Annotated in this window: 11 protein-coding genes; 7 read left to right on the top strand and 4 right to left on the bottom strand. The window is 41.8% G+C overall.

Annotated elements, in window-relative coordinates:
- Positions 1-16 precede the first annotated feature (16 nt).
- The gene (locus H1R16_RS09215) at positions 17-769 is read left to right on the top strand and encodes an RDD family protein (protein ID WP_181886879.1); all 753 of its coding nucleotides are present in this window, start codon (positions 17-19) and stop codon (positions 767-769) included.
- A gap of 40 nt (positions 770-809) precedes the next feature.
- Positions 810-1,100, top strand: coding sequence for a GNAT family N-acetyltransferase (locus H1R16_RS09210; protein ID WP_181886880.1), 291 nt, complete (start codon positions 810-812; stop codon positions 1,098-1,100).
- Between the two features lie 58 nt (positions 1,101-1,158).
- Here the strand turns inward: H1R16_RS09210 and H1R16_RS09205 are convergent, their stop codons facing one another.
- The 3 genes from H1R16_RS09205 to smpB form a co-directional block, all read right to left on the bottom strand.
- Positions 1,159-1,899 (bottom strand): YebC/PmpR family DNA-binding transcriptional regulator, encoded by a 741-nt coding sequence (locus H1R16_RS09205; protein WP_181886881.1) that lies wholly within the window; start codon positions 1,897-1,899, stop codon positions 1,159-1,161.
- A 98-nt stretch (positions 1,900-1,997) separates the two neighbouring features.
- On the bottom strand, positions 1,998-3,410 hold the full coding sequence (locus tag H1R16_RS09200) for an OmpA family protein (protein ID WP_181886882.1): 1,413 nt from the start codon (positions 3,408-3,410) through the stop codon (positions 1,998-2,000).
- A 77-nt stretch (positions 3,411-3,487) separates the two neighbouring features.
- A complete protein-coding gene (gene smpB / locus H1R16_RS09195) occupies positions 3,488-3,946 on the bottom strand; it encodes an SsrA-binding protein SmpB (protein WP_181886883.1) in 459 nt (152 codons plus the stop codon).
- Positions 3,947-4,134: 188 nt separating this feature from the next.
- Here smpB and H1R16_RS09190 point away from each other — a divergent pair, with 188 nt between their 5' ends.
- The 5 genes from H1R16_RS09190 to H1R16_RS09170 all read left to right on the top strand — a co-directional run bounded on the left by H1R16_RS09190 (position 4,135) and on the right by H1R16_RS09170 (position 11,071).
- Positions 4,135-5,757 (top strand): ABC-F family ATP-binding cassette domain-containing protein, encoded by a 1,623-nt coding sequence (locus tag H1R16_RS09190; protein WP_181886884.1) that lies wholly within the window; start codon positions 4,135-4,137, stop codon positions 5,755-5,757.
- Between the two features lie 116 nt (positions 5,758-5,873).
- Entirely contained in the window at positions 5,874-7,634 is a 1,761-nt protein-coding gene (recJ, locus tag H1R16_RS09185) for a single-stranded-DNA-specific exonuclease RecJ (RefSeq protein WP_181886885.1), read from the top strand.
- Positions 7,631-8,215: a nicotinate (nicotinamide) nucleotide adenylyltransferase gene (nadD, locus tag H1R16_RS09180; RefSeq protein ID WP_181886886.1), complete on the top strand. Its 585-nt coding sequence runs from the start codon at positions 7,631-7,633 to the stop codon at positions 8,213-8,215. The genes recJ and nadD overlap by 4 nt, the downstream gene beginning before the upstream one ends.
- 32 nt (positions 8,216-8,247) lie before the next feature.
- The gene (locus H1R16_RS09175; protein ID WP_181886887.1) at positions 8,248-8,586 is read left to right on the top strand and encodes a DUF3817 domain-containing protein; all 339 of its coding nucleotides are present in this window, start codon (positions 8,248-8,250) and stop codon (positions 8,584-8,586) included.
- A 289-nt stretch (positions 8,587-8,875) separates the two neighbouring features.
- Positions 8,876-11,071: an outer membrane beta-barrel family protein gene (locus tag H1R16_RS09170; RefSeq protein WP_181886888.1), complete on the top strand. Its 2,196-nt coding sequence runs from the start codon at positions 8,876-8,878 to the stop codon at positions 11,069-11,071.
- Between the two features lie 68 nt (positions 11,072-11,139).
- Here the strand turns inward: H1R16_RS09170 and ctlX are convergent, their stop codons facing one another.
- Positions 11,140-12,063, bottom strand: a complete 924-nt coding sequence (gene ctlX / locus H1R16_RS09165) for a citrulline utilization hydrolase CtlX (protein WP_181886889.1) — start codon at positions 12,061-12,063, stop codon at positions 11,140-11,142.
- Between the last annotated feature and the right edge of the window lie 105 nt (positions 12,064-12,168).

Here is a 12,168-nt window from a genome sequence, read left to right as displayed (position 1 = left end):
TAAAATAGTAAAATTTATGTCTCAAATTGACATCACAACCTCACAAAATATCAATATTCAATACCAGGTGGCAGGTATTGGCGAAAGAATAGCCGCATTCCTGACCGACATGATCATCAAGATTGCCTATCTCGTTGTACTCTATACCGTTTTAGGCAAGTTTTTCAACATTGAAACCTATTTCAATTCATTGGACCGCGCGTCAATAATTGCTATAATTACAATGATCACGCTGCCTATGCATCTGTATACTCTTGTTTTTGAAAGTCTGATGGAAGGTCAGACACCCGGAAAACGGCTGTTAAAAATCAGGGTAGTGAAGATTGACGGTTACCAGGCTTCCTTCGGCGATTATCTGATACGGTGGGTATTCCGGTTAGTGGACATAATGAGCAATTCCGGTATTGTTGGGTTACTGTCTATGATCATCAGCAAAAATAACCAGCGGCTTGGAGGGATTGCCTCGGGAACAGCTGTCATTTCGCTTAAAAATAAGATTGGAATTTCGCATACAATTCTGGAGCATCTGGACGAAGGATATGCGGGTACTTATCCGCAGGTGCTTGCGCTTAACGATAATGATGTCCGCATTATTAAGGAAACTTTTCAACGCGCTATGAAAACCCATGACCGGCAGATTATATCGGCCATAGCAGACAAAATACGTGAAACAGTAAAACTGGAGCCTGACCAGATAAAGCAAACAGAACAGCAGTTTATCCGAACAGTGATCCGCGACTACAGTCACTATACCGGAAAAGAAGTCTGACCCCGGTACGGTTTGGTATATTTATTTCATCACAGAATGCATGAATTATACAAACAATAAATCCGGCAATGGTGGCGTGATTACGCTTGCCAATGATGATGCTGAAATTGGCAGAGCAACCTACACTGTCTTTCCTGAAGACCAAAAATTAGTCATTTCGTTTGTACTTGTACATCCGCGGTTTGAAGGTCGGGGTATGGGTAAGTATCTTGTGGAGGCCACTGTGGCCTATGCCAGGGAGAACAACTGGAAAGTATACCCGCACTGTTCCTATGCACGTGCTGTAATGAACAGAATGAATGATGTAGATGATATTTTGCTGCACAGATAAAAAAAGGACTGTCTCACACGGGTGAAACAGTCTTCATTTTTTATATTACTTGTAACGTTTAAAGGGTTGCCATCAACTCATCTGTGATTTCCATATTGTGGTAAACGTTCTGCACATCATCATCTTCCTCAAACCGCTCGAGCATCTTCATATTTGCCTTGAACTGCTCCGCATTTACCTCCTTGGTCAGATTTGGGATTCTTTGCAGCTCGGAACTTTTAGCTTCAATCGAAAGTTCGTGAAGTTTGTGCGAAAGTGATCCAAAATCCTCAAATTTGGTGGTAACATATACCTCTGCCTCATCCTGGTCAATCTCTTCGGCACCACCGTCAATCATTTCCATCTCAAAATCGTCCCAGTCCATCGTAATAGCTGATCTGTCTATTGTGAACACTCCTTGTCTATCAAAGAGAAAAGTAAGTTCGCCATTCTTTCCTAAGTTCCCGTCGAACTTGTTAAAGATCGCACGAACATTTGCCACGGTACGGGTCGTATTGTTGGTAGTACATTCCACAAAAAATGCAACGCCACCCTGTCCGTACCCTTCGTAGGTTACTTCTTCATAGTTTTCGGCATCTGCACCACTGGCTTTCTTAATTGCACGTTCTACATTGTCCTTGGGCATATTGGCACCTTTGGCATTCAGTATACACCTGCGTAACGCGGGATTGGAATCCTGGTCCGGACCGCCGGCCTTAACAGCCAGAGCGATATCCTTTCCAATTTTGGAAAATGTTTTAGCCATCTTGTCCCAGCGGGCCATCTTTGATGCTTTTCTGTATTCGAACGCGCGTCCCATAGTTCAATTTAAGATTAAGTTGCAAAAATAGATAAAAAGTTAACAAAAAAAAACACCTCCGAATATCGGAGGTGCATTTTATATAGGGATTTTACTTCTTAGTAATCTCTCTTTTTCATAGCATCCCAAGTAGCTGCATCAGCTGGCTTAACGATAACTTTTCTGTCTTTTTCTCTTTCAGCGTTAGAAGCGGATTCCGGTACTGTAGCGTCCTGCTCACCAACACCCATTGACTTAAGAGCGCTGTCGTTAACACCTCTAGCTTCAAGAGCCTGTACAACTGCTGCTGCTCTTTGTCTTGATAGTTTCAGGTTATAAGCTTCAGATCCTTTCTTATCAGTATGACCGATAATCATAAATCTTCCTTGAGAATCTTTAATAATTTTTGCTGCGTTATCAAGTTTCTCGTTAGATTCTGGTCTAAGAGTCGCTTTATCAAAGTTGAACAGAATGTTCTCCAATGCTACTGTAGCTTCCTCCCCCCAAACTTCAATTGGCTTAGGACATCCGTTATACTGAGCAAGACCTGGAACTGTAGGACAAGCGTCATCTTTATCTAAGATACCGTCACCGTCTGTATCTGGCCATGGGCATCCTGCGTTTTCAGCTGGTCCAGGAACGTTAGGACAGTTATCATCTCTGTCGATGATTCCGTCACCATCTGTATCTGGCCAAGGACAACCGTTGTTTTCAACCGGTCCTGCAACCTCTGGACATTCATCATCTTTATCTGGGATTCCGTCACCGTCAGTATCTGGGCATCCCTGGAATTCAGGTAAACCTGGAGTATCTGGGCAAAGATCATCTTTGTCTAAGATACCATCCTTATCTCTGTCTCTCTGTCCAAATCTGAATAACAGGGAAGCAGAAGCCTGCCAGAAGTTAGGAACATTGGAACCGTCGTTGAATGGAGTAGCTACATAGTCTCCCTGAACACCTAAACCGAAGTTCTTGGTGATCCAGAAGTTAGATCCAAGACCTACTGGAGTAGCAAAGTGATTTGCTTTTCCTACAGTAGTACCGTTTTTGTCATAAGCAATTACGTCGTTGTTGTTAGCCGCATCTACTGCAGGGAAACTTACACCTGAGTAATCATGTCTTAGGTAGCTGGCACCAACTCTTAAATATGGGTCAAACCAGGACTCTTCATTCCATAGGGTATTTGCTTTAAGTTGAAGACCTAAACCAGTCATCAGCATAAATTCCTTGCCCATGTTGAATCTTGCATTTGGAACGTTACCAACAGAAGTCTGCCAGTCTAACACCAAAGGACCTGCAAGGTGTCTTGCAACGGTTAATTTAGAAAGTGGTGGAGTGATATGGTAGTCACCGATATTAAACAGTTTATCGAATGCACCAAATTTGTCACCAATCCCGCCGTTCTGTACGGCCATGTGATTCACTCCATGAGCACCAACCCCGATTAACCACGGATTGTTGCTGGTTTGAGCGAAAACAGTAGTGGCAACCGTAAGTGCCAATGCTGAAATTCCTAATTTTAGATTTTTCATAGAATTAAATGATTAAATAATTGATATTGCAAAATAAATATAATTTTTCCTTATAAACAAAGTTTAACAGACATTATTTAACTTTTCTTAAGAATTCTGTCAAGGGTTCTTTTATTTTCTCTGTCTTTTATGGATTCCCTTTTATCAAAGAGTTTTTTGCCTTTTCCTAAAGCGATAAGCACCTTTGCTTTTCCACGGTTGTTAATATAAAGTTTGAGCGGAACAATTGTGTTCCCAACATCCTTCATTTTCTTTTCCAGTTTCTGCAGCTCTCTTTTATGAAGCAGGAGTTTTCGCTCTCTTTTTGTTTTATGGTTATAATAGGTCCCGAGTTTATATTCGTCAATGGACATATTAATAATGTACAGTTCGCCATCTATAAACTGACAGAAAGACTCAGTAATACTTGCCTTTGAAGACCTGAGTGCTTTAATTTCGGTCCCCGTAAGCACCATACCCGCTTCAAGCTCTTCCAGAATCTCATATTCGAACCGTGCGCGCTTGTTTAAAATTGTAACAGATTTCTCGATCTTCATCTTACATTGCAAATTTCTCCAAATTAGTGGCGCTCAGCTTTATATAATTTTTATAAAAGATTTTAACATTCATCATTTTATTAACATAATATTAGAACAAGCCCGGATCTGCTTAACTGCTATACTCCTGTTTATGGCCTTAATACTCAAAATCTTTTCGTATTTTTGCATCAAATTTACAAAACTATATGTTAACAGTATCTAACCTATCCTTACAATTCGGGAAAAGAGTTCTTTTTGATGATGTGAATATCATGTTTACAAAAGGTAACTGCTATGGTATTATTGGCGCAAACGGCGCCGGAAAATCAACTTTTCTGAAAATCCTGACCGGACAGCAGGATCCTACTACCGGTAATGTATCCCTGGAGCCTGGTAAGAGAATGTCGGTTTTGGAGCAGGATCACTTTGCATATGACAACTATACAGTACTTGAAACCATATTGAGAGGAAATAAAAAACTTTTTGAGATAAAAGAGGAAATGGATGCTCTTTATGCCAAGGAAGATTTTTCTGATGAAGACGGTATCAAAGCCGGTGAACTCGGTGTAATTTATGACGAAATGGGTGGCTGGAATTCGGAATCAGATGCCATGACCATGCTTTCCAATGTTGGCATTAAAGAAGATATGCACTATCAACTTATGGGCGAGCTGGAAAACCAGAATAAGGTAAAGGTTTTGCTCGCCCAGGCACTTTTCGGCAATCCGGATGTACTGATTCTGGATGAACCTACCAATGACCTGGATATCGAAACAATTGCCTGGCTGGAAGATTTCCTTGCCGATTATGAAAATACCGTAATCGTAGTATCTCACGACCGTCACTTCCTGGACACTGTTTGTACGCATATTGCCGACTTGGATTATTCTAAACTTAATCTTTATACAGGTAACTATTCCTTCTGGTACCAAGCGTCACAGCTTGCTACCCGCCAGCGCCAGCAGGCCAACAAAAAAGCAGAAGAGAAAAAGAAGGAACTTCAGGACTTTATTGCTCGTTTCTCATCCAACGTTGCGAAAGCCAAGCAGGCTACTGCGCGTAAGAAGATGATCGACAAGCTGAACATTGATGATATCAAGCCTTCATCCAGAAGATATCCTGCAATTATCTTCGATACAGAACGTGAAGCAGGAGACCAGATTCTTGAAGTAAAAGGACTTGAAAAAACGAAAGACGGCGAGCTTTTATTCTCAGATATTAACCTCAACCTTAAAAAAGGCGATAAAGTTGCGGTACTGTCCAAGAACAGCCTCGCAATCACAGAATTTTTCGAAATACTGGGCGGTAACGCTGAAGGTGACAAAGGTACCTTCAACTGGGGAATCACTACCAACCAATCTTATATGCCACTGGATAACACCTCATTCTTCCAGGAAAATATCAATCTGGTAGACTGGCTCCGTCAGTTCACGAAGAATGATGAAGAAAGACATGAAGAATATATGCGCGGTTTCCTGGGTAAAATGCTTTTCTCCGGCGACGAGGCACTTAAATCATGTACGGTCCTTTCGGGAGGCGAGAAAATGCGCTGTATGTTTTCCAGAATGATGCTTCAGCGTGCGAATGTCCTGCTTCTGGACGAACCTACCAACCACCTGGACCTGGAAAGTATCACCACACTTAACAACTCACTGACCAATTTCAAGGGTACGCTCCTGCTGGCGTCCCATGACCACGAAATGCTTCAGACGGTTTGTAACCGTATTATTGAACTTACACCTAAAGGCATCATTGACCGCGAAATGAGCTACGACGAATATCTGGCTGATAAGAAAGTTAAGGAGCTGCAGCAGCAGATGTATTCATAAGAACTATGTTTCCCTTTATTTAAAATAAACCGCTCACCGTATTGAGCGGTTTTTTAGTTTTACGGTAAATATATGCCCGACCTCTTCCCACATTTTTTTCGTATTTTTGTTGAACTATGAGTCAAAAATGGATTTACAAACCCGAACCGGATGAAGATATCGTAGACGGCATCAGTTCGTCGCTGGGTTTTGGAACTTTTGAATCCAAAATACTGGTTCTCAGAGGAATTGACAACTACCAAAAGGCACGGGAATTCTTCAAACCCAACCTTAACGATATCCATAATCCCTTCCTGATGAAGGACATGCAGCTAGCCGTGGACCGGATAGCAACTGCAATTGAAAATGGCGAAAAAATACTTGTTTACGGTGATTATGATGTGGACGGCACCACCGCGGTGGCTCTCATGTACCTTTACCTGAGCAAGATCGTAGACAAGAAATATCTGGAATTTTACATCCCGGACCGTAATTCCGAGGGATACGGCGTTTCCAAAGAAGGAATTGATTTCGCCAAAGAAAACGGTTACTCCCTCATCATCGCTTTAGACTGCGGAATAAAGGCTGTGGACAAAATTGATTATGCTAAAGGATTAGGTGTAGATTTTATTATCTGCGACCACCACCTTCCTGGAGAGCAGATTCCTGAAGCAGTTGCGGTCCTGGATCCAAAGAGAGCGGACTGCCGCTATCCCTTCAAGGAACTTTCCGGCTGCGGGGTAGGTTTTAAACTCTGCCAGGGCCTGAACAGTATCTATAAAATCCCTGAAGCCGAACTGTTTGAGCTTACTGACCTGCTGGCCATCTCAATTGCCGCTGATATCGTATCAATGTCAGGTGAAAACAGAGTGCTGGCAAAACAGGGCCTGAAAGTACTTAGAAAAACCCGAAATCTGGGATTAAGGATGCTCATCCCATCCGATAAACTTGCCACGTTTGAAATTTCGAATATCGTATTTGAGATTGCTCCGAAAATAAATGCCGCCGGGCGTATTTCACACGGAAAGGCCGCGGTTGAACTTATGGTATCAGACAATCTTAAGCAGGCACATCAAATTGTAAATGACATCATCACCCTTAACGACAGCCGTCGCGAAATGGATATGAGCAGTACCACCGAGGCTTTGCTTCAGGTGGAGGAATCCGGACAGGTGCAGAATTATACGACAATTGTGTACGGAGCTGGCTGGAATAAAGGGGTTATTGGAATTGTAGCCTCCCGGCTTACAGAAACCTATTATAAGCCTACCCTGGTTTTTACCGATGGTAATAACGGAGAAATGGTAGCCTCAGCAAGGACCGTAGCTGATTTCGATGTGCACGACGCATTGGAAAATTGTTCTGACCTTTTCCTGAAATTCGGAGGTCATCCTGCTGCTGCAGGACTTTCAATGGAGAAAGACAAATTTGAGCTGTTCCGCGAGAAATTCGAGAGGATTGTTTCAGAAAAAATAAAGGACCATCAGAAGGAACCCAGCATCACCATTGATTCAATAGTTGATATTGACGACCTTAATAAAGACTTCTTCAATTTTCACAGGAAACTAGCCCCGTTTGGACCTAACAATATGAAACCGGTACTGGTGCTGAAAAACCAGAAAATATCCGGCTTTGTAAAAACCATGGGCAAGGACGAATGCCACCTCAAATTTTATATAAGACAGGAATCCACAGGCCGGAATATTGAATGTGTAGGCTTTAAACTGGGTAAGTATGCTGATGATTTCCGAAGCAAAAATTTCGACATTGCTTTTACTGCTGAAGAAAATCACTGGAAAGGCAATGTGACCTATTTTCTGAATATTCGTGATGTTAAGTTTATAGAATCCCAGGAAGTTCCTGAAATTATGGCTGCACCTGCAGCAGAAGGATTATGAAGAAGGTAGGTTTGTTTTTCGGAAGTTTCAATCCGATTCACATCGGTCACCTGATCCTGGCCAATTATATACTGGAAAATTCGGATATGGAAGAATTGTGGTTTGTGGTGAGTCCTCAAAACCCCTTCAAAGAGAAAAAGTCCCTTCTCAAGGATCACAACCGGCTGGATATGGTTCAGCTTGCCATTAAAAACTATCCTAAGATGCGGGCATCCAATGTAGAGTTCTCTATGCCGCAGCCCAGCTATACCATTGATACATTAACGTATCTGCACGAGAAGTACCCAGAATATGCTTTCGCACTGATTATGGGCGAAGACAATCTGGACGGTCTCGCAAAATGGAAAAATTCTGAAATGCTGATCAAAAATCATCAGATCATTGTGTATCCGCGTACTTTTGAGGGCGAAAAGAAAGATCACGAATACCTTCAGCATGAGAATATAGCACTTGTGAACGCACCGGTAATTGAACTCTCCGCTACGGAGATCCGCCAGATGATAAAATCAGGAAAAAATGTGAGGCCAATGCTGCCGCCGGAAGTTTTTGAATATCTGGATGGGAGTGCTTTTTACAAATAATTATACTGGATGATTCCAGCAGACAGAACATTATGGACTTCATTGAAAAGCTATTTGCAAAATATAATGACGATAAAATAATCCTATGGTTTAAAAAGGTCTGTCTCCTTGAGGCAATATCCTGGATTTTCCTGTTTTCGGCGATGATCTGGATTCGTTATGACCGGGAGGGGCTTTTACCCACCATCTACATTATTATTATCGGTAATATACACGGCCTCTTCTTTACCCTTTATCTTTTACTTTTGGTCCCGGCACGCAGGATCTTTAAATGGGATGACGAGGATACCGTCTTCGCACTGCTTTCGGCATTCTTCCCTTTTGCCACCATCTGGATCGATAAGAAGCTGGCACGGTTGGACAGGCAATAATCATTTCAAATGAATAGAGAATATGGAGAGCAGATCAAATCTGGCTCTCTTTTTTGTTCAAAAAAATTTTCCTCTTTAAGATAAAGTATAATTTTAAATACCTGTAAACAACTGGTTTAAAAATATTTACAATCTATTCCATTACTTTGCATTGCATATTACTACAATTATTTCACATCTTTGTATGGGAAATTAGTAACAAATCAGAAGTAGTATATACTTATCATAAACATTAAGAAAACAGTATCAAAATCCTGCAGGTTTTTAGAATACACAAAATGAAATCACCATGAAAAAACAATTAACTATCGCTGCTCTTCTTTCCCTGACTTTTTCATATTCACAGGATACATATCAGCAGGATACTTCTGCTGTGAAAGAAATAAAGGAAGTGTCAATAACCAAAAAAACTTTTAAAAAAGAATCTGACCGATTCGTTTACGATGTATCAAGATCGCCTGTTGCTAAAGGTAATACTGCATTCGGGATACTAAAGGCTACTCCGCTTGTTTCTTCCACCGACGATAAGACTTTAAAGGTATTGGGAAAATCCAATGCTGTAATCTTTATGAACGGACGCAGAACCAATATGAATGCTGAGGCTGTAGTTGAACTTCTGAAGAACACCCCCGCCGAAAACATCAGCAAAATTGAAGTAATAACTGTTCCCGGAAGCGAGTTTAATGTAGAGTCATCTGAGGCGGTAATCAATATCGTACTTAAGAAAAAACTGGATGACGGCCTGAACGGTAATTTCCGGCTTACCAACCATCAGGACTATTACAACCAACAGTCCGGCGCAGTATCTTTGAATTTCAGGAAGAATAAGTTAGGAATTTCCACCCACATCAACGGTTCCAACTGGCAAAGACGACAGTACTACAGCCTGCAGAACGGTACGGTCGAATATCAGAATACTTCGGAAGGGCCGATTGCAGATCCTAACCTGAACCTGGGCGGATATCTGAATATGGATTATGCACTTACAGAACGACAAAACATTGCCTTAAGCTGGAATTCCTGGGCCAACAGGAGCTACGGTTCCAAAGGAGAACTCTTTAACACAATTATCACTCCGGCCGGAACCACATTCACTAAAACAATAAATGATGAAGACGCACGCTCCTATAACAATTCGCTGAATCTGAATTACGAAATTAAAACCGACTCATCTGGCAGCAAACTGAACATGAACGTTGCCTATCTTAATTATAAGAGATTTCAGCACAATATAAATTCCACCTTTAACTCCAACACACAGAGGGAAACGCTGGATCTGACAAACAGGTTTAAGCAGCGCGCTCCGCAGGTAATTGACAATTACGCAGTTACCGCAGATTATCTGCACAAGTTTAAAAATGATCTGACCGTCTCAGTGGGCGGAAATTTCAGCAAAACCGAAACAGACAATGACACCTACTTTGAAAAACTGAATCAGGCATCAGGAATTTATATAAAAGATGACAACCAGTCCAATCACTTTATTTATCAGGAACAGATCAGCGGGGCTTATGCTTCGGCAGAAAAGAAAATAGGCGGGAAATTTTCAGGAAAACTTGGATTACGACTGGAAAACACACATTCCTTCGGGGAGATTCTGAACTCGGATCTTAGTATAAAACGGGACTACAGTAATCTGCTGCCATTTGCCAGCATCAGTTACGACATTAATGAGCAGAATAACATTTCCTACTCCTTCTCCAGCCGGATCCGCAGACCCTCCTTCTGGGAACTGAATCCGGTACGCACTTATCTGACGCCCACCAATTATATTCAGAACAATCCGTTTGTGAAAGCTTCTGAAGTGTACAATAACAATTTCACCTATATGTTTAAGCAATCCTACTTCTTTGTTGTAAGTCATAGTTTAACAAAAGACGATTTTTCCCAAATCCCGCTTCAGAATGGTGATGAACTGCGGTACATTCGTACTAATTATGGAGATAAGGTTGAATTCTCGGCCACGGTGGGAACTCAGAAATCTTTTTTTAACAGTATACTGACCACCAATACGAATTTGGGACTTCAGATCAACCGTGTAGATGCCTTTCTGGATCAGGACCCAATTACCGGGGATCAGTTCTCACCGTTTATCATTGATACCCATACCAATTCGCTGCTTATCCAGACCTACAATACCCTACGTCTTTCATCAAAAAAAGACTGGTTCCTGGGCGTTAACTATTGGTACGTAGGTGCGCATATCCTGAATATCGGCACGCTTAAGCCGCTCTCTTCTCTGGATATAAGTATCAAAAAAATCTGGAATGACTGGACTTTCAATCTGGAAGCAACCGACCTGCTGCGGACAAATATTGTAAAGGTTGATGATACCCAGGGCAACGGAAATTACAATTTTGTAACCAACGACCAGTTTAACCGTGGCGTACAGCTTTCTGTAACCTACAGTTTTGGAAACAAAAAGATAAAGGGTGTCCGCCAAATTGATGACGCGAGCAAGGATGCAAAATCCCGAACCAGGTAAACAAACATTATATGCAGCAAAAATCCACCGCGGCGGCGGTGGATTTTTACTTTTTACATAAATGAAGATTAGGCTTTAGGAAGAAAAACTTCAGCCAGCATACAGCGGGCACTGCCACCACCGTTTACTTCAATGGTATTCAGGTCTGCATAAATTATTTCTGAGTATTTCTCTATCCTGCTGATCTGTTCAGCAGTTAAGGAATTATATGCCGTTTGGCTCATAACCAGGAATGTTTTTCCGTCCGAGTTATGTACCTGAAGCATATTTCCGGCAAAGTTCTGCAACTGCTCTTCAGAGATCTCGATAAGTTCCTTACCTGATGATTTAATGACCTCCTGTACTTTTTCGCGCTCAATTTCATTATCAATACAGTCCAGGCAAATTACCACGAAGCGGTCGGCCACACACATCATTACGTTCGTGTGATATATAGGCAGCCTTTCTTCACCTGCATTCTGATAACTGTGAAATACAACAGGCTCGTAACCGTTTTCTGCGCAGAATTTTCGGAACAAACCTTCGTCCAACCTAAGCGATACCGAACCGTAAGCAATCTTATTGGTATGGTCGAAGATCATGCTGCCAGTTCCTTCCAGATACTTACCTTCGTTTTCGAAATGACTGACGTCCACAACTCGGTTTATTTTAAATCCGTGATCCTGCACAGCATTCAGCACATCTTCCCGGCGCTCGACTCTGCGGTTAGGTGCAAACATAGGATACATAATAACTTTACCGTTGCGGTGAAAGCTTACCCAGTTATTCGGGAAAATAGAATCCGGTGTATGGGGATCCAGTGTATCCTGAACCTTTATTACGTTCACTCCTTTCTCTGCCAGCTTAGCTGCAAAAGCACTGAATTCTGCCAGAGCTTTCTTCTGCGTTTCCTCATTCTGCACATTAACCTGGAAATAATTGTTCTCTGCAGTTTGGGCATTATAACCAAAGGCCACCGGTTCAATCATCAGCACCGTATCAGTCGTTTGCATCTTAATTAAATTTTGTGCAAAAGTAGTCAATATATTTGTTAAATTTAGAAGTTGCGCGGTTCCTGGAATCATTGCCCTACCAAAGACTGAACCTGCACCCGATGA

It is taken from the genome of Marnyiella aurantia (assembly GCF_014041915.1).
Taxonomy (GTDB): domain Bacteria; phylum Bacteroidota; class Bacteroidia; order Flavobacteriales; family Weeksellaceae; genus Marnyiella; species Marnyiella aurantia.
Note: the sequence above shows the minus strand (reverse complement) of the source record. Positions and strands in the feature narration are given on the sequence as shown.